Genomic DNA, 21,751 nt, shown 5'->3' on the forward strand with positions numbered 1-21,751 from the left:
CTACAGACGCTTAAGCTGAATGATCGCTGATAAAGATCAATAGGTTCGATTGGCCTTCGGCTTGGTTCTATGCAGGTCAGAACGGATACGGCTGTTTCCAGCGTTCGAAAATCGGCTTCAACTCGCCGCTTTTCACCAAGGCAGTCATGCGCCGGTCGTAGACTTTCATCAATACCCGCCCGCGTTCGTTATCGGCAAAGGCTATATAGAGCGGCAGTTCCATGATGTGGGTGAGAGTGAATCGGGACGGGTCGTCGGCCTGACTGAGCACGTACTTGGCTTCGGTGAGCGCCTCAATGTAGAAGTCTGCATGGCCGTATTGCAGCATCGCTAAAATACCGCTGCGTCGCTGGATCTGGTTGAACCGGCGCACATTCGGCAAATATTTCTCGTATTTATAGCCACGCACCCAAGCGAGGCGGTAATCACCGAGGGTCGCCAGGTTCGGCGTGGGCAACGTGGCCAGCCCGAGGGCATAGATAGGGTCGGAGTCGAACGGCCAGTGCGGGTACAGCACCTGGTCAGCTTCGTCGCGATAGGAGCCGACGCAGCCATCCACCTCGCCACGCTGGGCCAGGCCAATCGAGCGGGTATAAGGCGCGCTGTGGATTTGCAGGGTGACGCCTGCCGGTTCAAACACCCGGCGCAACACGTCCCAGGCCAGGCCGCTGCCATCTTTGTCGGTATAGTCGTTCCACTCCTCGCTGGCCAGCATGATCTTGCCAGGCACCGGGGCTTCATCCGCCTGGAGCACAGCGGTAAAGGCGCACAGCATGATCAGCAACCGGCGGCGCACACTCATAGTGACGGCTTCCTACGTGGAGATATTCATATGAAGGGTAGCCCAGGGCGCCGGCTACGGCAGCTCGCGGAAATGCTGATAGCCGTGCACTGCCGGGGTAATGTCCTGGCCGTGGCTGTCGAGCAGCGTCACGCCCTGCCCCGCTTCGGCCCGTCCGATCACATGGATCGGCCAGCCACTGGCCCGCAGCGGTGCCAGTTCGGCCTGGGGTAACGTGAACACCAGCACATAGTCGTCGCCGCCACTCAACGCGGCCACATGGGCCTCGTCGTTGCCGACAAACGCCAGCAATGCCGCCGACAACGGCAATGTGTCGCGCTCGATCAACAGGCTGACAGCCGATGCCCTGGCGATATGCCCGCAATCGGCCAATAACCCGTCGGAGATATCCATGGCCGAGGTTGCTTTACCGCGCAGGGCCAGGCCCAACGCCAGTTGCGGCTGCGGCGACCAATAGTGGGCGAGCAGCGGTTCGGCGATGGCGGCTGCCGCGCTGCGCTGACCCAATACCAGCGGCAAGGCCCCGGCCGCATTGCCCAACTCCCCACCGACGCACAGCAGGTCCCCCGGCCGCGCACCGCTGCGCGTCAAGGCAAGCCCGGCCGGCACGCGGCCAAACACGGTCAAGGTCAGGCTCAGCGGCCCCCGCGTGGTATCGCCGCCCACCAGGCCCACGCCGCAGCGTTGCGCCATGGCGTTCAAACCCTGGGCATAGCGTTGCAACCAGTCGGCATCGACGGTCGGCGTGGTCAGGGCAAGGGTAAACGCGAGGGGGTGGGCGCCCATGGCGGCCAAATCGCTCACCGCCACGGCCAGCGAGCGCTGGCCGAGCAGGAACGGGTCAGACGGGTCGGCAAAGTGCACGCCGGCCACCAATGTGTCGGTCGAGACTGCCAACTGCTCGCCGGCAGGGAGCGCGAGCAAGGCGCAGTCGTCGCCGATCCCCAGGGCAATGCCTTCGCCGCCTTGCGCACAGGGCGCGGCGGCGAAGTAGTTGCGGATCAGCTCGAACTCGCCCACGGGACTCAAGCGCAAATCAGCGCTTGTGTTCCTTCACTTCGGCTTCACGCAGGCGCGGAGCCAGCTTGTCGAGCACGCCGTTGACGAACTTGTGGCCGTCGGTCGAACCGTAGACTTTCGCCAGTTCGATGCCTTCGTTGATCACCACGCGGTACGGTACGTCGACGCGCTTGAGCAGTTCCCAGGTGGACAGGCGCAATACGGCCAGTTCAACCGGGTCCAGCTCTTCGAGGGTCAGGTCCAGGCATGGCGACAGCGCGGCGTCGATCTCGGTCAGGTTGGCCGGAACACCGTGCAGGATGTCGTGGAAGTAGCTCTGGTCGGCGAAGGTGAAATCGTTGTCGACGCGAAATTGCGCTTCGATTTCGTTCAGCGACGTACCGGCCATGTGGCGCTGGTACAGGGCCTGGGTCGCGAGCTGACGGGCCGCGCGACGCTTTTCGCTTTTCGACGGTTTGCCGGCGTCAGCTGGACGCTCGTCGCGAGGGTTGAAACGATCGCTCTCGTCGGAAATCACTTGGCCTCCAACTGCGACAGCAGGCTGACCATTTCCAGGGCGGACAGGGCAGCTTCAGCGCCTTTGTTACCGGCCTTGGTGCCGGAGCGCTCGATGGCTTGTTCGATGGAATCCACGGTCAGCACGCCGAATGCGACCGGCACGCCGAACTCCATGGACACCTGGGCCAGGCCCTTGGTGCATTCGCCTGCCACGTATTCGAAGTGCGGGGTACCGCCACGAATGACCGCGCCCAGGGCAATGATCGCCGCGTACTCACCCTGCTGGGCAACCTTTTGCGCAACCAGTGGAATTTCGAAGGCGCCAGGGGCACGGATGATGGTGATGTCGCTCTCGCTCACACCGTGGCGAACCAGGGCGTCAACGGCACCGCTTACCAGGCTTTCAACCACGAAGCTGTTGAAGCGGCCAACCACCAGGGCATAGCGGCCTTGGGGGGCGATGAAGGTACCTTCGATGGTCTTCAGGGTCATTCGACAAATCTCTTAAAGAGCCGGGACGCGAAAAGTGCGTCCCTCAGTGATGATTTAACCGCGAACAAGGGGCAAAAATCGCCAGCCTTTATTCGGAGGGCACGTATTCTACAACTTCCAGATCGAAACCGGATATCGCATTAAATTTCATCGGTGCGCTCATCAGGCGCATTTTGCGCACACCGAGGTCGCGCAGGATCTGCGAACCGGCACCGACGATGCTGTAGGTGGTCGGTTTTTTCACCGGCGCGCGCTCCGCCGTTTCGCGGATATGCGCCAGCAACACGTCGCCATCCAGCGGGTGACCAAGCAACAGCACCACGCCACTGCCCGCCTCGGAAACCGCGGCCATGGCGGCGCGCAGGCTCCAGCGGCCGGGCTGCTTGACCATCAGCAAGTCGCGCAGCGGGTCCATGTTGTGCACGCGCACCAAGGTTGGCTCGTCGGCGCAGATATTGCCCAGGGTCAGGGCCATGTGCACGTCGCCTTCCACTGAATCACGGTAGGTCACCAAATTGAATTGGCCCAGTTCGCTGTCCAGCGGCTGCTCGGCAATCCGCTGAACGGTACGTTCGTGGATCATGCGGTAGTGGATCAGATCGGCAATGGTGCCGATCTTGAGGTTGTGTTCGGCGGCGAACGCTTCGAGTTCGCTGCGACGGGCCATGGTGCCGTCGTCGTTCATCACTTCACAGATGACGCCGCTCGGCTCGAACCCGGCCATGCGCGCCAGGTCGCAGGCCGCTTCGGTATGGCCGGCGCGGGCCAGGGTACCGCCCGGTTGGGCCATCAGCGGGAAGATGTGGCCCGGGCTGACGATGTCTTCGGCCTTGGCATCCTTGGCGGCGGCGGCCTGCACGGTGCGAGCGCGGTCAGCGGCGGAGATGCCAGTGGTGACGCCAGTGGTGGCTTCAATCGATACGGTGAACTTGGTGCCGAAACCCGAGCCATTGCGCGGCGCCATCAACGGCAGCTTGAGCAACTCACAGCGTTCGCGGCTCATGGGCATGCAGATCAACCCACGGGCGTGCTTGGCCATGAAGTTGATGTGCTCAGGCAGGCAGGCCTCGGCGGCCATGATGATGTCGCCTTCATTCTCGCGATCTTCGTCATCCATCAGGATGACCATCTTGCCTTGGCGGATGTCTTCAACCAGTTCTTCGATGCTATTGAGCGCCACGCGGCACCCCCTTGGTCAGGATTTCAGGTAGCCGTTAGCGGCCAGAAAACTTTCGGTGATGTTACCCGATGCAGGCTCTGCGGCCTTTTCGCCGAGCAACAGGCGCTCCAGGTAACGGGCAAGCAAGTCCACTTCCAGGTTCACCCGGCGGCCTGGCTGGTAGGCGGCCATGATGGTTTCGCTGAGGGTGTGGGGAATGATGGTCAGTTCGAATTCGGCGCCATTGACGGCGTTCACGGTCAGGCTGGTGCCGTCGACGGTGATCGAGCCTTTGTGGGCGATGTACTTGGCCAGCTCCTTCGGCGCGCGAATACGAAATTCCACGGCGCGTGCGTTTTCGCTGCGCGCCACGACTTCGCCGACGCCATCGACATGGCCGCTGACCAGGTGGCCGCCCAGGCGTGTGGTCGGCGTCAGGGCTTTTTCCAGGTTGACCGGGCTGCCGGCCGCAAGATCGCTCATCGCGGTGCAGTCCAGGGTCTCGCGGCTGACATCGGCGGCAAAGCCATTGCCCGGCAGCTCGACGACGGTCAGGCACACACCGCTGACGGCGATGCTGTCGCCCAGCTTGACGTCGCCCAGATCGAGCTTGCCGGTTTCAACCAGCAGGCGGATGTCGCCGCCCTTGGGGGTCATGGCGCGGATGCTGCCGATGGCTTCGATAATGCCGGTGAACATGTCGTGCTCCTGAAAACGGGGGGCTGACGCTTGCGCGCAGGCCGGGAATTATACGCTCGCTGCCGGCAGCGGGACGGCGGTGATTCGCCAGTCGTCGCCAACCGCGCGCATGTCAGTGATCTTGAGGTGGGGGGCGTCGACGAGTTTCTCAAGCGGCCAGTCCAGCAACGGCCGGGCGGCGGAGCCGAGGAACTTGCCGGCGACGAAAATCACGTATTCGTCGACCAGGCCCTGCTGGGCAAACGCGCCCGCCAGGCTTGGGCCCGCTTCCACCAGCACGTCGTTGACGCCACGGGCGGCCAGTGCCACCAACGCTGAGCGCAGGTCGACCTGGCCCTCCACGCCCGGCACCACCAGGCACTCGGGGCCACGGGGAAACTGGTTTTCCGCGGTCACGCACGTGATGACCAACGCCGGGCCAGCCTTGAAGAAAGGTGCATTGAGCGGCACGCGCAGGCGACCGTCGATCAATACGCGCAGCGGCGGACGCGACATGGCCAGGGCGGTGGTGTGTGCATCCAGGCCCAGCTCGGCGGCGCGCACGGTCAGGCGCGCGCCGTCGGCCAGCACCGTATCGGCGCCGGTCAGCACCACACTCGCTTCGGCACGCAGGCGCTGGACGGCGGCGCGGGCGGCAGGGCCGGTGATCCATTGGCTTTCGCCGCTGGCCATCGCGGTGCGCCCGTCCAGGCTCATCGCCAGTTTGACCCGCACAAACGGCAGGCCCTGTTCCATGCGCTTGAGAAAGCCAGGGTTCAGCGCGCGCGCTTCAGATTCCAGCACGCCGCTACGAATCTCGATCCCTGCCTGGGCCAGGCGCTGCATGCCGCGCCCCGCCACTTCCGGGTTGGGGTCCTGCATGCCGGCCACTACCCGCGCCACACCGGCGCTCACCAGCGCATCGGCGCAGGGCGGCGTGCGGCCGTGGTGGCTGCACGGCTCGAGGGTCACGTACACCGTAGCGCCACGTGCCTTGTCACCGGCGGCGCGCAAGGCATTAGGTTCGGCATGGGGCTCGCCGGTGCGCTCATGCCAGCCTTCGCCGACAATCTGCCCATCGCGCACGATCACGCAGCCCACCCGTGGGTTGGGATGGGTGGTGTACAGGCCCTTGCGCGCCAATTCGAGGGCGCGGGCCATGTAATGGGCGTCGAGCACAGCCTGTTCAGCGGTCATTGTTTGGAAGGCTCACGGGCCAGGCGGTCGATTTCTTCGCGGAACTCATTGAGGTCCTGGAAGCGTCGATACACCGAGGCGAAACGGATATAGGCGACTTCATCGAGCTTTTGCAGCTCACCCATCACCAACTCGCCCACCACCAGGCTCTTGACCTCGCGCTCGCCGGTCGCGCGCAACTTGTGCTTGATATGCGCCAGCGCCGCTTCCAGCCGCTCGACACTCACCGGGCGTTTTTCCAGGGCGCGCTGCATACCGGCGCGCAGTTTTTCTTCGTCAAAAGGCTGGCGGCTGCCGTCGGACTTGATCAGACGTGGCAATACCAGTTCGGCGGTTTCGAAGGTGGTGAAACGCTCACCGCAGGCCAGGCATTCGCGCCGGCGACGCACTTGGTCGCCCTCGGCGACCAGACGCGAGTCGATGACCTTGGTGTCGTTGGCACCGCAGAAGGGACAGTGCATGGTTGGCAGGCAACAAAAAATGGGAGGGCCATGGTAGCGCATCCCCGTAGCAAGACAAGCCATAGCCTTTACGGTATATAGGCAGGCTTATATGTTTCATATTTTTAAGCCACGGATTTTGTCCTTTCTGGAGCCGTACATGCAGTTACGACCACTTGTTTTGATCACCCTGTTCAGTTTTCTGGTCGCCTGCAGCAGCGAAGCCCCCAAGCCTGCCGCGCCGCAGCCAACCCCTGCACAAGAGAAAAAAGTCCCCGGCATTGAAGACCTCGGCCCCCTGCCCGCCTACCAGCGTGAAATCAGCGGCAACCTGACCAACGTGCCGGCCGGCGCCGAAGTCGAAATGGCGCTGCTGGTGATCGACGACCGCTCGCGCCCGCAACAACTGCTTGCCAGCAGTGTGTTGACCGGCAACGGCAAGCCCCTGGCCTTTCGCCTGCGCTTCAACCCCGAAGCGTTCCCGGCCGGTGCGCGGGTGGAATTGCGCGCTCGCGCCAGCCAGTCCGGCCAGTTAATCCTGCACCTGCCCGCCGTGCGCATCACCCAGGCGATCACCCAGACCACCGGCCCCCTGCAGCTCGTCAAGGCACCATGACGCCACCGCTGCACCTGCAACACGCCCTGAGCGAGTTGATCGGCGACGCACAGCTGGTGCCCTGCGCGCTGCCGGGCACCGAACTGTCGTTGTGGCTGCTCGACGCCGGCAACATGGACCGCGCCTTCAGCCAGGAAGAAACCCGGCGCATCCTGCATGAGCCACCCTATTGGAGCTTCTGCTGGGCCAGCGGGCTGGCGCTGGCGCGCTATCTGGCGGCGCATCCCGAATGGGTCGCGGGCAAGCGCGTGCTGGATTTCGGCGCCGGTTCCGGCGTGGCCGCGATTGCAGCGGTCAAAGCCGGGGCATTGGAGGTGGTGGCCTGCGACCTCGATCCGCTGGCGCTGGCCGCTTGCCGGGCGAATGCCGAACTCAACCGGGTGAAACTGAGTTATTCGGCGGACTTCTTCACCGAAGCCGATCGGTTCGACCTGATCCTGGTGGCCGACGTGCTTTACGACCGCGCCAACCTGCCGCTGCTGGACCAGTTCCTGACCCGTGGCCGCGAAGCCCTGGTGGCCGATTCGCGGGTGCGCGACTTCCAGCACGCGGGCTATCAGCGCCTGGAAGTGCTGGACGCATTGACCCTGCCGGACCTGGCCGAGCCTTGGGAGTTTCGCAAGGTGAGCTTGTACCATTCGCGGCGATGATCGCCAGCGTTACAAATTTCCAGCAATAAATTGGTTGAGACAAGAAAAAGCACGGCGTGGAAAATGCCATTCCTCGCTCGCAGCTCTGACAGTCGACTGCAATGTCTTCGCACACAAATTCTCTGATAACCAAAGAAGCAAAGGACTTGTCAAATGCAGGGCATCTGCCTAACCTTTGCGCTAATACACCCGCCATGCCTCTGGTTGCTTCGGTAACCAAGCACAAATTGTGCGGGTTTTTTATGCCCGGTATTTTCGGAGCATGAGGTCATTCAGCAAACCTGCCATCGATGTTCCAGCTCAACTGGAACTGCTCAAGCTGCGCGGACTGATAATTTGCGCCAAGTTAGTCCACGCATTCGCTGGCGCCGCAGCCTGCATTTGCTTATCAGCGAGTTTGCCGAGGTCAGTATCAAAACAATGGGTTTCCCTCATAGGTATCTACACAACTTTGGCGTAGCCCTGAACCTGTGGCGAGGGAGCTTACTCCCGTGGCGGCCTGGCGGCCTATAGCTATCTGACTGATGCCGCGCGATCCAAATGTGGGAGGGGGCTTGCCCCCGATGGCGGCCTGACAGCCGACCAGGATGTTGGATCAAGGCGAGTACATATCCGTTGCTGCGGTAACGGCGGCTTAGGGTTCCGCCCTTACGGCGGCTCACTTTTGAAAAGCGCAAAAGTAAGCAAAACGCTCTTGCCCCACCACTCGGCACCTCGCCTAGGCTCGGTGTGCCCGTAATCCGACATTGATTTGGGGGGCCGCCGCCACGCGCCATCCATGGCGCGGGGCGGCTAAACCGGCATCCCTGCCGGTTTACCCCCCAAATCACTATCGAATTCCGGCCAGCGTGGTTTAACGGGGCGCCTAGATCAAGATCAAGAGCGGCTCGCTTCGCATCGTGGTTACCGTAGGCTGCTACAAAGTTGTGTAGATACCTATGCTCAAGACTGGTACCTCGACCCGTTTTGGCAAGCGTCCGAGCGCTGAGTCCCATACGACTTCCGATAGCCCGCGCCAGCCCTTATAGTTGCCCCCATTCCCGCTTTATTCGAGACGCCTCATGAGTGAGCCCACGCCGTACATCTTCGACGTCACCACCGCCAACTTCGACCAGGCGGTGATTCAGAACTCTTTTGAAAAACCTGTGTTGGTGGATTTCTGGGCCGAGTGGTGCGCGCCGTGCAAGGCGTTGATGCCGATGCTGGCGCAGATCGCCGAGAGTTATCGCGGTGAATTGCTGCTGGCCAAGGTCGATTGTGAGGCCGAGCAGGACATCGTTGCGCGTTTTGGTATTCAAAGCCTGCCGACCGTGGTGCTGTTCAAGGACGGCCAGCCGGTGGATGGGTTTGCCGGGGCGCAGCCGGAGTCGGCGGTGCGGGCGATGCTCGAGCCCCATGTGCAGATGCCGCCACCGGCTGCGGCGGATCCGTTGGAGCAGGCACAAGCGTTGTTTGCCGAAGGCCGCATCAGCGATGCCGAAGCCGTGCTGGTTGTGCTGCTGGGCGAAGACAACACCAACGCCGCCGCGCTGATCCTGTACGCGCGTTGCCTGGCCGAGCGCGGCGAACTGGATGAAGCGCAAACCGTGCTGGACGCCGTAAAAGGCGATGACCACAAAGCTGCCCTCGCCGGGGCCAAGGCGCAAATCACCTTCCTGCGCCAGGCGGCCGACCTGCCGGACGCCGCCGACCTGAAAAGCCGCCTGGCGCAGAACCCGCAGGATGACGAAGCGGCCTATCAGTTGAGCATTCACCAACTGGCGCGCCAGCAATACGACGCCGCGCTGGAAGGCCTGCTCAAACTGTTTATCCGCAATCGCAGCTACAGCGAAGGCCTGCCGCACAAGACCTTGCTGCAGGTGTTCGAGCTGCTGGGCAACGATCACCCGCTGGTCACGGCGTACCGCCGCAAATTGTTTGCCGCGTTGTATTAATCGCCCATCCAGCTGTACAGCGGCGTATCCCCGCCGCTGGTCACCTTCACCTTGGCGCTGTGGCGCAGGCGCACCAACAGGCGCTTGCCTGCCGCCGCATCGCCGGCCAGGCCTTCCAGTTGATCCAGTAACTCCAAGCCGCTGAGCTGCCCGGCGTTGCGCAACAGATCCTGGGCGTTCTGCCATAGATCCTCACTTGGCCTGACCGGTACCGCAGTCGACTCGGTAGGCACCGGGGCGGCCTGCAGTTGTGCGCCCAACCGCGCCCAATCGCCGTCGTCCAACTCCAGGGTCAAGTCCACCGGCAGGTCGCCGACGGTTCCACGAATTCGCAACATCGTCCTTACTCCTGCATTTTTTCTGACGGGCATGCTCCCATGCAGCTTGCGCAACGCCAAGCGGGCGGTCAAACTCTCGGCATCAGTGTTATAAGATCACATAACAAAACTTTCATCTTTGGAGTCCTGTCATGCGCCGTCTGCTGCTCGCTTTGCCGTTTGCCCTGCTGCCACTGGCGGTCGCTCATGCTCATGAAGATCACGACCATGAGCACGCCAGCCTCGGTGCCCATGAACATGGCGTGGGCCGTCTCAATGCGGTGCTCGACGGCCAGTCCCTGGAGCTTGAACTGGACAGCCCGGCCATGAACCTGGTGGGTTTCGAACACGTCGCGACCAGTGCCGCCGACAAGGCCAAAGTCGCCGCTGCGCGCAAACAGCTGGAAAGCCCGCTGGTGTTGTTCAAGCTGCCCAAGGCCGCCGGTTGCGTCGTCAGCTCCCAGGAACTCAACAGCCCGCTGTTCGGCGACAAACCGGAAGCCGATCACGATGACGACGATGGCGATGACAATGACCACGCCACCGACGGCAAAGGCGTCGCCGCCCACGAACACCATCACGACCACAGCGAAATCCACGCCCACTACCAGTTCACCTGCGCCACGCCAGAGGCACTGAGCAACCTGGACCTGAGCCAAGTGTTCAAGACCTTTCCCGCCACCCAGAAGATTCAGGTACAACTGATCGGCCCGAGCGGCCAGCAAGGTGTTGACGCGACCGCCACTGCAGCCACCCTGAAGTTCTGAGTTCACATGACCCATGCATTGATCCAACTGTCCGACCTGGGTTTCAACTGGCCCGGTCACCCGCAGTTGCTGGACATCCCCGCGTTCCGCCTGGAGCCGGGGGAAACCCTGTTCCTCAAGGGCCCCAGCGGCAGTGGCAAAACCACCTTGCTCGGACTGCTCGGCGGTGTACAGACGCCCAGCCGGGGCAGTATCCGCCTGCTTGGCCAGGAGCTGACCGAACTTTCGGCAGGCGCCCGTGACCGGTTCCGGGTGGACCACACCGGCTACATCTTCCAGCAGTTCAACCTGCTGCCGTTCTTGTCGGTGCGCGAAAATGTCGAGCTGCCGTGCCACTTTTCCAAATTGCGTGCACAGCGGGCGATCCAGCGCCACGGCAGTGTCGACCAGGCCGCGGCAACCTTGCTGGCACACCTGGGCTTGAAGGACCCGGACCTGCTCGAGCGCCGCGCCGACTCGCTGTCCATCGGCCAGCAACAACGGGTGGCCGCCGCCCGTGCGCTGATCGGCCAACCGGAACTGGTGATCGCCGACGAACCCACCTCGGCCCTCGACTACGACGCGCGCGAGGCATTCCTTCAGCTGCTGTTCGCCGAATGCCGCGACGCCGGGGCCAGCCTGTTGTTTGTCAGCCACGATCAAAGCCTGGCGCCGCTGTTCGACCGCAACCTGTCGCTGGCCGAACTCAATCGCGCCGCCACGCCCGCAGAGGTTTGAGATGTATCTGTTTCGTCTAGCCATGGCCAGCCTGGCTAACCGCCGCTTTACCGCGATCCTCACCGCCTTCGCCATCGCGCTTTCCGTCTGCTTGTTGCTCGCGGTGGAGCGCGTGCGCGTGGAAGCGCGCAACAGCTTCGCCAGCACCATCAGTGGCACCGACCTGATCGTCGGTGCCCGCTCGGGCTCGGTGAACCTGCTGCTGTACTCGGTGTTCCGCATCGGCAACGCCACCAATAACATCCGCTGGGACAGCTACGAGCACTTCGCCGCCAGCCCCCAGGTGAAGTGGGCGATCCCGATTTCCCTCGGCGATTCCCATCGCGGTTACCGGGTGATGGGCACCAACGCGTCGTACTTCGAGCATTACCAGTACGGGCGCAAACAAAACCTCGAGCTGGCCAGCGGCCGCGCCTTTGCCACCGACCCGTTCGAGGTGGTGCTCGGTGCCGAAGTGGCCGACGCACTGCACTACAAACTTGGCGACAAGCTGGTGCTGGCCCACGGTGTGGCGGTGGTCAGCCTGGTCAAGCACGATGACAAGCCCTTCACCGTGGTCGGCATCCTCAAGCGCACCGGCACGCCGGTGGACCGCACGCTGCATATCAGCCTCGGTGGCATGGAGGCGATCCACATCGACTGGCACAACGGCGTGCCGGCCCAGGGCAAAGGCCGTATCAGCGCCGATCAGGCGCGCAATATGGACCTCACTCCGCAAGCCATCACCGCCTTCATGCTCGGCTTGAACAACAAGATTTCCACCTTCGCTCTGCAACGGGAAATCAATGAATTCCGTGGCGAGCCGATGCTGGCGATTCTGCCGGGCGTGGCGCTGCAAGAGCTGTGGAGCATGATGGGCACGGCCGAAAAAGCCCTGTTCGTGATTTCGCTGTTCGTGGTGCTCACCGGTTTGATCGGCATGCTCACGGCGATCCTCACCAGCCTCAACGAACGCCGCCGCGAAATGGCGATCCTGCGCTCGGTGGGCGCACGGCCGTGGCATATCGCAACGCTGCTGATCTTCGAGGCTTTCGCTTTGGCCCTGGCCGGCGTGGTGGCAGGTCTGGGTTTGTTGTACCTGTGCATTGCCGCATCGCGGGGTTATTTGCAGGCCAACTACGGTCTGGACCTGCCGATGGCGTGGCCGAGCGAATATGAATGGACGTTGCTCGCCGGTATCCTGGCGGCGGCGTTGTTGATGGGCAGCGTGCCCGCATGGCGTGCCTATCGCCAGTCGTTGGCCGATGGCCTGTCCATCCGTTTATGAGGAAGGTATCGATGCGTCGTGCCCTGTTTGCCCTGTTATTGCTGGTGGCCGTGCCTGCCTGGGCCGAGGAGCAGCCCAGGGATTTGTCGTGGCAGGAAATGATCCCGCCGGATGCGCCACCGGAAGTGCCCAATATGAAACCGCTGCATGACCTCTCGAACATGGCCGAGGCCTTGTCCGTCGAGGCCGCGCCGGCTGCCAGGCAGGACCTGCCCAACGCGCCGGTGGTACAGAGCCTGGACGGCCAGCATATTCGCCTGCCGGGCTACATTGTGCCGCTGGAGGTGAGCGAAGAAGGCCGCACCACCGAGTTCCTGCTGGTGCCGTATTTCGGCGCGTGCATCCATGTGCCGCCGCCGCCGTCGAACCAGATCGTGCATGTGAAAAGCGAAGTCGGCGTGAAACTCGATGAGCTGTACCAGCCGTACTGGATCGAAGGCGCGATGCAGGTCAAGCCGTCGTCCAGTGAACTGGCTGACGCCGGTTACCAGATGGATGCCGAGAAGATTTATATGTACGAGCTGGAGGAATAACCCTTACCTGCAAACACACCGCAGATCAAAATGTGGGAGGGGGCTTGCTCCCGATAGCAGAGTGCCAGTCAACAGAGTTATTGGCTGACTCACCGCCATCGGGAGCAAGCCCCCTCCCACAGTTTTTACCGCGTGGTTGCCCTTTCATTGAGCTGAGTCAACAGATCGAGCGGAACGATCTTTACCATTGGACGTACAACTTTTAACGTCCTTTTGGAGCTCCCATGAACAAGTCCCTGCTCGGCGCGTCCCTGTTCGCGCTCGCCCTCGTCGCCCCTGTCGCTCACGCTCACCAAGCGGGCGACATCCTGATTCGCGCCGGTGCAATCACCGTGAATCCGAAGGCCGACAGCAGCAGCGTCAAGGTTGACCAAGGCCCATTGGCGGGCACCAACCTGGGCGGCAAGGCGACCATGAGCAGCGACACCCAACTGGGCTTGAACTTCGCCTACATGCTCACCGATCACGTCGGTATCGAACTGCTGGCCGCCACGCCGTTCGAGCATGACGTGAAAATCAAGAACACCGCCCTCGGCGCCGCCAACGGCAAGCTCGGCACGCTGAAACACCTGCCGCCGACCTTGAGCGTCGTGTACTACCCGCTGGACCACCAGTCGGCGTTTCAACCGTATGTGGGCGCCGGTATCAATTACACCTGGATCTACGACGAGCACGTCGGCAGCCGCGCCGAGCAGGCCGGTTTCAGCAACTTCAAGGCCGAGAATTCCTGGGGCTGGGCCGCGCAGATCGGCGCCGATTACATGATCAACGACAAATGGATGATCAACGCCCAGGCGCGCTATATCGATATCAGCACCAAGGCGACGGTGGATAACAACGCGTTGGGCCAGGGCACCCGGGCCAAGGTCAACGTGGACGTCGACCCGATGGTTTACATGGTGGGTATCGGCTACAAGTTCTAAGCAACACGCATAACCAAATGTGGGAGGGGGCTTGCTCCCGATAGCGGTGGACCAGTCAATAAATCTTTGACTGACACTCTGCTATCGGGGGCAAGCCCCCTCCCACATTTGGTTCTGTGTTGTTTTCAGGTGTGGCGGTAGAAGCGGTCGAGCAGCGCCGGCAAGCCCGCCCGCCACGCCCGGGGCTTGATGCCAAAGGTGTGCAGGATTTTCTTGCAGGCCAGCACCGCGTGTTGCGGTTCTTCGGCCGCATCCGGCCGCGCCGCGTGGGCCTGGGCGGTCGGCGACTCGATGGCCAGCGGGTGGAAGTTGCGCGCTTCGGTGAGGATCGCCTGGCCCAGCGCCAGCGGCGTGGTCGCCTCGTGGCCGGCGTAATGGTAGGTGCCCCACAGCGGCGCCGCGCAATCGAGTTGCTTGAGCACGGAAATGATCACCCGCGCCGCGTCGTCCACCGGCGTCGGATTGCCCCTACGGTCGTCCGCCATCAGTAATTCATCCGGCTGTTCGGCCCGGGCCAGGAAGCGCCCGAGGGTGCCGTCGACGCTGTCATCGAGCAGCCAGCCAAACCGCAGCAGCACATGTTGCGGGCAGGTGGCGCGTACGCTCTGCTCGATACGCCACAACGCCTGGCCACGCAGGCCCAGGGGCACCGGCTCGTCTTTTTCGCTGTAGGCGGTGGCGCGGGAACCGTCGAACACGCGGTAGCTGGACGGTTGCAGCAGGGTAATGCTGTGATGCTGGCACAGTTCGGCGAGCCGTTCGATGGCGAATTCCTGGGAAGCCAGGCGGGTTTCGCTGACCGCTTCGGCCTGGAACCAGTCGAAATAATAGGCGAGGTTGATCAACGCATCGGGACGGGTGTCGTCGAGCAACTGGGTGAGGCTTGCGGCATCCCAGCCGTCTTGGGGCGGTTTGGGGGCGAGGAAACCGATGTCTTCCTCTGCACCGAGGCGAATCAGCGCCTGCCCGAGGGCATTCCCGCCGCCCAGTAACATAAGGCGCATTCGCATAGATTGAGCAGGCCCGGTCTGTTTGGAACGATGGTTGTGTCGGCAGGCGCGTGAGCCTTGCCGTAGGTTTATTCCAGAATCGTTGCATTTTGCGGGTTTGTAGCGCAACCGTCACGGACAAAGTAGGTGTTTGCAACTTGTTGGAGCAGGTGGCATCAATCACTACATGAACTTTCCCGAATCCACGGACAGGGCTTTGGACGGTTTCCACCCCGCCGTCAGTACCTGGTTCCGCAGCACCTTCCCCTCAGTGACCGGCGCGCAGGCCCAGGCGTGGCCGCTGATCCGGCAGCGCCGCTCGACGCTGATCGCCGCGCCGACCGGTTCGGGCAAGACCCTGACCGCCTTTCTCGCGGTGCTGGACGACCTGGTCCACCAGGGTCTGGCCAACGGCGGCCAATTGCCCGATGAAACCCTGGTGGTCTACGTTTCGCCGCTCAAGGCACTCTCCAACGATATTCAGATCAATCTGCAAAACCCACTGGCAGGCATCACCGAGCACCTCGAGAAACAAGGCCTGCCGCCGTTGGTGATCCGCACCGCAGTGCGCACCGGCGACACCCCGCAAAAAGATCGCGCCCAGATGCGCAAGCGCGCGCCGCATATCCTGGTCACCACCCCGGAATCGCTGTATGTGCTGCTCGGCTCGGACTCGGGCCGACAGATGCTCGCCAACACGCGCACGGTGATCGTCGATGAAATCCACGCGATTGCCGCCGGCAAGCGTGGCAGTCACCTGGCGCTGAGCCTGGAGCGCCTGCAGGCGTTGTGCGCCGAGCCGCTGACGCGCATCGGCTTGTCGGCCACGCAAAAGCCCATCGAAGCGGTGTCGCGGTTTCTGGTCGGCACCGGGCGCGAATGCGCCATCGTCGACATCGGCCACGCCCGCCCGCGCGACCTGGATATAGAAGTGCCACCGGTGCCGCTCTCGGCAGTGATGGCCAATGATGTGTGGGAACTGGTCTATAACCGCCTCGCCGAATTGGCCCGTGACCACCGCACCACCCTGATATTCGTCAACACGCGACGCCTGGCCGAACGCCTGGCGCGGCACCTGAGCGAGCGCCTCGGCAAAACGGCCGTGGCCGCCCACCATGGCAGCCTGGCCAAGGAAATGCGCCTGGACGCCGAGCAGCGCCTCAAGGCCGGTGAGCTGCAGGTGCTGATCGCTACCGCGTCCCTGGAGCTGGGGATTGATATCGGCGACGTGGACCTGGTCTGCCAGATCGGCTCGCCCGGCTCGATCAACGGATTTCTGCAACGGGTCGGCCGCTCCGGGCATCAGGTCGGCGGCACACCCAAGGGCCGCCTGTTTGCCACTACCCGCGACGACCTGATCGAATGCGCAGCTCTCCTCGACTGCGTACGCCGTGGCGAACTCGACACCTTGCACATCCCCGTGGCGCCACTGGACGTGCTGGCCCAGCAGATCATCGCCGAGGTCAGTGCCCGCGAATGGCCGGAAGCAGCCCTGCTGACGCTTATTCGCCGCGCCGCGCCGTATGCCGAGTTGGATGAGCGCCACTACCAGGCGCTGTTGCGCATGCTGGCCGATGGCTACAACGGACGCCAGGGTATCCGCAGCGCTTATCTGCACCGTGACGCCGTGACCCATACCCTGCGCGGCCGCCGTGGTGCCCGGCTCACGGCGGTGACCAGCGGCGGCACCATTCCCGACAACGCCGACTACAGCGTGCTGCTGGAGCCCCAGAGCCTGAACATCGGCAGCGTCAACGAAGACTTCGCGGTGGAAAGCATTGCTGGCGATATTTTCCAGCTGGGCAATACGTCGTACCGCATCCTGCGGGTAGAGGCCGGCAAGGTGCGAGTCGAGGACGCCCACGGCCAGCCGCCGACCATTCCGTTCTGGCTGGGTGAAGCGCCGGGGCGCAGCAATGAGTTGTCGGCGGCGGTCGCCCGTTTGCAGGGGCAGCTGGATCAGCTGCTCAGCGCCAGCCCCGGCGACCTGCTCCCGGCGCAGGCCTGGCTCACTGGTACGCTGGGTTTGAACCGCGCCAGCGCCGAACAGATACTGGATTACCTGGCCCGCGCACGCCTGGCCCTCAGCGCGTTGCCATCCCAGGACACGTTGATCATGGAGCGGTTTTTCGACGAGTCCGGCGGCACCCAGTTGATCATCCACACGCCGTTTGGCAGCCGCATCAACCGCGCCTGGGGCCTGGCCCTGCGCAAGCGCTTTTGCCGCACCTTCAACTTCGAGCTGCAAGCGGCGGCCAGCGAAAATGCGATCGTGCTGTCGCTGTCCACCAGCCACAGCTTCGCCCTCGATGAAGTGTGGCGTTACCTCAACAGCAATAGCGCTGAACACCTGCTGATCCAGGCGGTGCTGGATGCACCGCTGTTCGGTGTGCGCTGGCGCTGGAACGCCGGCGTGGCGCTGGCGTTGCCGCGCTATACCGGCGGGCGCAAGGTAGCGCCGCAGATCCAGCGCATGAAAAGCGAAGACCTGATCGCCAGTGTGTTTCCCGATCAGATTGCCTGCCTGGAAAACCTCGCCGGCGAACGCGAAGTGCCCGACCATCCGCTGGTGGAACAAACCCTCGACGACTGCCTGCACGAAGCCATGGACAGCGATGGCTGGCTGGCCCTGCTGCGGCGCATGGAAGCGGGCGACATTCGCATGGTCAGCCGCGACCTGCCCGCGCCTTCGCCGATGGCCGCCGAGATTCTCAGCGCGCGCCCCTACACCTTCCTCGATGACGCGCCGCTGGAAGAACGCCGCACCCAGGCCGTGCTCAACCGCCGCTGGAGCGACCCGCAAAGTACCGACGACCTCGACGCACTGGATGCCGAGGCCATCGCCGGCGTACGCGAAGAGGCCTGGCCGGCGCCCCAGGGGCCGGATGAAATGCACGAAGCGCTGATGAGCCTGGCCTGCATTGCAAGCCAGGAAGTCACGCCGCAGTGGGCCGAGTGGCTGCAAGCATTGACCGAGGCCGGACGCGCTTACCCGCTGCCCAACGGCCTGTGGGTGGCCGTGGAACGCTTGAGCTGTTTGCAGGCGATTTACCCGCACACCCTGGCGCTGCTGCCCGGTTTCGATGAGCCGTGGACATTCGAAGAGGCGTTGGTAGAAGTGCTGCGCGCACGCCTGGGCGGTTTCGGCCCGTTGACGCTGCCCGAGATTGCCGCGCCGCTGGCGTTGCCCGCCGCCACCGTGGCCCAGGCATTGGCGCGGCTGGAGCAGGAAGGCTATGTGCTGCGCGGGCACTTCAGCCCCGGGGCCGTTGAGGAGCAATGGTGCGAACGACACCTGTTGGCGCGTATTCATCGCTACACGGTCAAGCGCCTGCGCCGGGAAATCGAACCGGTGGCGCTGCAGGATTTCATGCGCTTTCTGTTCGACTGGCAGCACCTGTCCGACCACGCGCGTGGCCAAGGCAGCGCGGTGTTGCCGCAAATCGTCGGCCAGTTCGAAGGCTATGCCGCCGCCACCTCGACCTGGGACAGCGACCTGCTCAGCGCGCGGATCAAGGACTACTCGTCGACCTGGCTCGACGACTTGTGCCGCAGCGGCAAGCTGGTGTGGACGCGCCTGAGCAACAAGGCCGGCGCCATGGCCTTGCGCAGTACGCCGATCGTGCTGTTGCCGCGCAGCCAGATGCCGCTGTGGAGCGGGCTGACCGAACAGACGGACAGCACGACGCTGTCACCCAAGGCGCAAAAAGTTCATTTGGCCCTGCGCGAACAGGGCGCGTTGTTTTTCGATGAGCTGGCGCACGAAGCCCATCTGCTGCGCAGCGAGCTGGAAACCGCGTTGCAGGAGTTGGTCGGCGCAGGCTTGGTCAATGCCGACAGTTTCGCCGGGCTGCGCGCCCTGACCACGCCCGCCAGCAAACGCCAGGCGCGCAGCAGCCGGCGGGGGCGCGGCGCGTTTATCGGCGGCATGGACGACGCCGGGCGCTGGGCATTGATTCGCCGCGCGCCGAGCGACGCCGGTGCGCATTCGGCCGAGACGCTGGAGCATGTGGCGATGACCCTGCTGCGCCGCTATGGCGTGGTGTTCTGGCGCTTGCTGGAGCGCGAGGCGGACTGGCTGCCGAGCTGGCGCGAATTGCTGCGCACTTTCCATCGGCTGGAGGCCCGGGGCGAAATTCGCGGTGGGCGGTTTGTCAGCGGGTTGGCGGGTGAGCAGTTTGCATTGCCGGAGGCTATCCCGTCGCTGCGCGAAGTACGGCGGCGCCCTCACGACGGTAGCTTGATTGCCGTGTGCGGGGCGGATCCGTTGAATCTGGTGGGTACGCTGTTACCAGGCAACAAGGTGCCGGCGGTGAGTGGCAATCGGATTGTGTATCGGGATGGGGTGCCGGCGGCGGTGATGGTGGGCGGTAAGCAGCAGATTTTGTCGGAGGTGGATCAGCAGGCGGTGCAGGAGAAATTGGTCAGGCATTGAGTTTGAGGGCCTCATCGGGGGCAAGCCCCCTCCCACAGTTGATTGCGTTCACAGATCAAAATGTGGGAGGGGGCTTGCTCCCGATGGGGCCATGACAACCAACACCATTATTGAGGCCTGGGCTGCTCAGTCAGCATCACCGCCTCAGTCTCATCCACTTGGGCAGTGCGCTTGGGCAACAACACCTGCTGTGGATAAGTCTGCGCGAAATGCACCTCATCGCAGTTATCCACAAGCTTTTTCAGACGCTGGTTAAACGCACGGCTCACCGCATATTGCCCACCCGACACGGTACGGAACTGCGCCGTCAGCACCACGCCGTTGAGGTCCATCTTGTCGACCCCAAACACTTCCAGCGGCCCTTGCAGGTTGTACTTGAGGAACACATCGTCGCGAATCGACTGCCCGGCCTCGCGGATCAGCTCCACGGCTTTGTCCACGTCGGTGTCATAGGTGAACTGCACCGAGAAGAACGCATAAGCGAACTGCCGCGACTGGTTGGTGACGGCCTTGATCTGCCCGAACGGCACCGAATGCACGAAGCCCTTGCCGTCGCGCAGGCGCAGGGTGCGGATGGTCAGGCCCTCGACGGTGCCGGCATGGCCAGAGTCGAGCACCACCCAGTCGCCGATCGACAAGGTGTCTTCGATGATGATGAACAGGCCGGTGATCACGTCCTGCACCAATTGCTGCGAACCGAAACCGATGGCCAGGCCGACCACACCGGCACCCGCCAGCAGCGGCGCGACGTTGATACCCAGATTGGCCATGGTGGTGATCGCACAAATCACCACGAGGATAATCTTCACCGCGTTACGCAGCAGCGGCAGGATGGTTTTCACGCGGGTGCTGGGCTGGCGGCTGGAGCGCTTGTTCACCGGGGGTTTGAGCGCTTCCTGAATCGCCGTATCGAGCACCACCCAGAACAGCCAGGTCATCAGCAGGATCAGGCCGATGCTGCTGAGGGAATCGCTGATCGCCCGGCCCACCGAGTTGCGCTGGGCAAACTCGAACAACGACACGCCCCAGATCCGCCCGAGGACTTCAATAAAGGCGATGGCCATGACAATGCGCAATATCGCGTGCAACAGGCTGAGGAAGCGCTCCTTGTAGGCGCTGCTGCGCTGGATCGCCACTTGGCTGCGCGACTTGAACAGGTGTTGCAGCACGGTGCTGAGGAACACGGTGCCGATCAGCAGGATCGTGGTGAACAAGGCACAGCGCAGGGCCTTTTGGTTGTCGTCGCCGGCACCGATCAGGTTGATCGCCGAGACCAGCACCATCAGCAGAATCGGCCAATACCAAAGCCCGGAAAATACTCGCAATGACTGTTGCAACGCTGGGTGCTTGAGGCGCTGGGCCAGCGGCCGATTACGAATCAGATGCGCCACCGGACGCCGCAGGCGCACCACCAGCACGCCGAAGATCAGCGTGGCGAACAGGCCGGTAAACACTGCGATGCTGCTAGTGATATTGCCGCCGAACTGGCGGGCGATCTGCGGGCTGGTCAGCGCATCGCTGAGGGCCGCGAGGAAGCCGATCAGAAACAGCGGTTTGGGGCAGTAGTCGCGAATGATCTGCACCGCCGGGCGCTTGTGGCCGAGGTTGAACATAACAATGACGCACAGCAGCATTGAGGTGGAAAAGATGCCGCTACTGGTGGCATAGGCAAAACACAGCGCCAGCGCCCGGCCCACGGAGTTGACTAGAAAGTGGCTGACAGACAGCGTCAATGGCAGGCAGATAACCGCCGGGATGGTGTAAGGCACCACGTACCCCAGCACCGCCAGCAGGCGCGCCCGGCGCTGGAAAAACACCCGCTGGCTCAAGCGCCGGACGATCAGGCGCCCCAGCAGGGTCAGCAGCGCAAAGGCGCCGATCCACACCGCCGAAAGCAACAGGAAATCCCCGGCCACGCTCCACGGCGAGCGCGCGGCCGTCTGGTTGACCAGCCGCCCTACTTCGTTAGCGGCGCGGTCGGCGCGCAGGCGCCATTCGTCGATGAAATTCTGGTTGAGGTCCAGCTTCTGCTGCACATCATCGATGCTGGAGCTGATGGCCCCGAGCAGGCCGCCTTCCACCAGCAATTCCGGCTTGGCCGGGGCTTCGGGCTCAGGCGCGGTGGCCGCGGCATACAGTGCGCCATTGCCGCAGAACAGCAGCGCGCCGAGCAGTAATGCAGTCTTGAAATTCAGCAAAACACCGGGCTCCTTCAGAGGGTCTGTTAGGAACTGACGGGTTTGAGCCGTGATCGTTCCCCTGATTCAACCACCTGCCTCCTCCCTTCGGACGCTCGACCGTTTGTAGGAATGTGGAA

General features: G+C 63.2%; 20 protein-coding genes. 9 read left to right on the forward strand and 11 right to left on the reverse strand.

Features of this window, described 5'->3' with window-relative positions; genetic code table 11:
* Positions 1 to 76 precede the first annotated feature (76 nt).
* From C4J85_RS24065 to nrdR, 8 genes are all read right to left on the reverse strand, one after another.
* Positions 77 to 802 (reverse strand): ABC transporter substrate-binding protein, encoded by a 726-nt coding sequence (locus C4J85_RS24065; protein WP_124410884.1) that lies wholly within the window; start codon positions 800 to 802, stop codon positions 77 to 79.
* Positions 803 to 856: 54 nt separating this feature from the next.
* Positions 857 to 1,822, reverse strand: coding sequence for a thiamine-phosphate kinase (gene thiL / locus C4J85_RS24070; protein WP_124411230.1), 966 nt, complete (start codon positions 1,820 to 1,822; stop codon positions 857 to 859).
* A 16-nt stretch (positions 1,823 to 1,838) separates the two neighbouring features.
* On the reverse strand, positions 1,839 to 2,339 hold the full coding sequence (gene nusB, locus C4J85_RS24075) for a transcription antitermination factor NusB (protein ID WP_101273191.1): 501 nt from the start codon (positions 2,337 to 2,339) through the stop codon (positions 1,839 to 1,841).
* Positions 2,336 to 2,812 carry a 6,7-dimethyl-8-ribityllumazine synthase gene (gene ribE / locus C4J85_RS24080; RefSeq protein ID WP_122539990.1) on the reverse strand — a complete coding sequence of 159 codons (477 nt, stop codon included), beginning with the start codon at positions 2,810 to 2,812 and terminating at the stop codon, positions 2,336 to 2,338. The genes nusB and ribE overlap by 4 nt, the downstream gene beginning before the upstream one ends.
* A gap of 88 nt (positions 2,813 to 2,900) precedes the next feature.
* Entirely contained in the window at positions 2,901 to 3,992 is a 1,092-nt protein-coding gene (gene ribBA / locus C4J85_RS24085) for a bifunctional 3,4-dihydroxy-2-butanone-4-phosphate synthase/GTP cyclohydrolase II (RefSeq protein WP_124408297.1), read from the reverse strand.
* A 15-nt stretch (positions 3,993 to 4,007) separates the two neighbouring features.
* Positions 4,008 to 4,670 (reverse strand): riboflavin synthase, encoded by a 663-nt coding sequence (locus C4J85_RS24090; protein WP_124368509.1) that lies wholly within the window; start codon positions 4,668 to 4,670, stop codon positions 4,008 to 4,010.
* Between the two features lie 48 nt (positions 4,671 to 4,718).
* Positions 4,719 to 5,846: a bifunctional diaminohydroxyphosphoribosylaminopyrimidine deaminase/5-amino-6-(5-phosphoribosylamino)uracil reductase RibD gene (gene ribD / locus C4J85_RS24095; protein WP_124405409.1), complete on the reverse strand. Its 1,128-nt coding sequence runs from the start codon at positions 5,844 to 5,846 to the stop codon at positions 4,719 to 4,721.
* A complete protein-coding gene (gene nrdR, locus C4J85_RS24100) occupies positions 5,843 to 6,307 on the reverse strand; it encodes a transcriptional regulator NrdR (RefSeq protein WP_124364590.1) in 465 nt (154 codons plus the stop codon). The genes ribD and nrdR overlap by 4 nt, the downstream gene beginning before the upstream one ends.
* 139 nt (positions 6,308 to 6,446) lie before the next feature.
* Between nrdR and C4J85_RS24105 the strand changes: the two genes are divergently transcribed.
* The 3 genes from C4J85_RS24105 to trxA all read left to right on the forward strand — a co-directional run bounded on the left by C4J85_RS24105 (position 6,447) and on the right by trxA (position 9,486).
* Positions 6,447 to 6,902, forward strand: coding sequence for a YbaY family lipoprotein (locus C4J85_RS24105; protein ID WP_124364591.1), 456 nt, complete (start codon positions 6,447 to 6,449; stop codon positions 6,900 to 6,902).
* Positions 6,899 to 7,552: a methyltransferase gene (locus tag C4J85_RS24110; RefSeq protein WP_124410885.1), complete on the forward strand. Its 654-nt coding sequence runs from the start codon at positions 6,899 to 6,901 to the stop codon at positions 7,550 to 7,552. The genes C4J85_RS24105 and C4J85_RS24110 overlap by 4 nt, the downstream gene beginning before the upstream one ends.
* A 1,061-nt stretch (positions 7,553 to 8,613) precedes the next feature.
* Positions 8,614 to 9,486: a thioredoxin gene (gene trxA, locus C4J85_RS24120; RefSeq protein WP_124368513.1), complete on the forward strand. Its 873-nt coding sequence runs from the start codon at positions 8,614 to 8,616 to the stop codon at positions 9,484 to 9,486.
* Here trxA and C4J85_RS24125 read toward each other — a convergent pair.
* Positions 9,483 to 9,824 (reverse strand): hypothetical protein, encoded by a 342-nt coding sequence (locus tag C4J85_RS24125; protein WP_124368514.1) that lies wholly within the window; start codon positions 9,822 to 9,824, stop codon positions 9,483 to 9,485. The two genes, trxA and C4J85_RS24125, sit on opposite strands and share 4 nt — an antisense overlap.
* Before the next feature lie 131 nt (positions 9,825 to 9,955).
* Here C4J85_RS24125 and C4J85_RS24130 point away from each other — a divergent pair, with 131 nt between their 5' ends.
* From C4J85_RS24130 to C4J85_RS24150, 5 genes are all read left to right on the forward strand, one after another.
* The gene (locus tag C4J85_RS24130) at positions 9,956 to 10,570 is read left to right on the forward strand and encodes a DUF2796 domain-containing protein (protein WP_124368515.1); all 615 of its coding nucleotides are present in this window, start codon (positions 9,956 to 9,958) and stop codon (positions 10,568 to 10,570) included.
* Positions 10,571 to 10,576: 6 nt separating this feature from the next.
* A complete protein-coding gene (locus C4J85_RS24135; protein ID WP_124410886.1) occupies positions 10,577 to 11,287 on the forward strand; it encodes an ABC transporter ATP-binding protein in 711 nt (236 codons plus the stop codon).
* A gap of 1 nt (position 11,288) precedes the next feature.
* Positions 11,289 to 12,554, forward strand: a complete 1,266-nt coding sequence (locus tag C4J85_RS24140; RefSeq protein WP_124410887.1) for an ABC transporter permease — start codon at positions 11,289 to 11,291, stop codon at positions 12,552 to 12,554.
* A gap of 11 nt (positions 12,555 to 12,565) precedes the next feature.
* The gene (locus C4J85_RS24145) at positions 12,566 to 13,087 is read left to right on the forward strand and encodes a DUF3299 domain-containing protein (RefSeq protein ID WP_124410888.1); all 522 of its coding nucleotides are present in this window, start codon (positions 12,566 to 12,568) and stop codon (positions 13,085 to 13,087) included.
* A gap of 224 nt (positions 13,088 to 13,311) precedes the next feature.
* Positions 13,312 to 14,010, forward strand: coding sequence for an OmpW family protein (locus C4J85_RS24150; RefSeq protein WP_124368519.1), 699 nt, complete (start codon positions 13,312 to 13,314; stop codon positions 14,008 to 14,010).
* Between the two features lie 125 nt (positions 14,011 to 14,135).
* Here the strand turns inward: C4J85_RS24150 and C4J85_RS24155 are convergent, their stop codons facing one another.
* A complete protein-coding gene (locus C4J85_RS24155; protein ID WP_124364600.1) occupies positions 14,136 to 15,020 on the reverse strand; it encodes a sugar nucleotide-binding protein in 885 nt (294 codons plus the stop codon).
* A 166-nt stretch (positions 15,021 to 15,186) separates the two neighbouring features.
* On the opposite strand from C4J85_RS24155, the gene C4J85_RS24160 reads away from it, so the two are divergent.
* Positions 15,187 to 19,434 (forward strand): DEAD/DEAH box helicase, encoded by a 4,248-nt coding sequence (locus tag C4J85_RS24160; RefSeq protein ID WP_124410889.1) that lies wholly within the window; start codon positions 15,187 to 15,189, stop codon positions 19,432 to 19,434.
* Positions 19,435 to 19,541: 107 nt separating this feature from the next.
* Here the strand turns inward: C4J85_RS24160 and C4J85_RS24165 are convergent, their stop codons facing one another.
* Complete coding sequence (locus C4J85_RS24165; protein WP_124410890.1) at positions 19,542 to 21,632, reverse strand: mechanosensitive ion channel family protein; 2,091 nt, start codon at positions 21,630 to 21,632, stop codon at positions 19,542 to 19,544.
* Positions 21,633 to 21,751: the final 119 nt, after the last annotated feature.

Origin of the sequence: Pseudomonas sp. R4-34-07, from assembly GCF_003852375.1 — a bacterium.
GTDB lineage: Bacteria > Pseudomonadota > Gammaproteobacteria > Pseudomonadales > Pseudomonadaceae > Aquipseudomonas.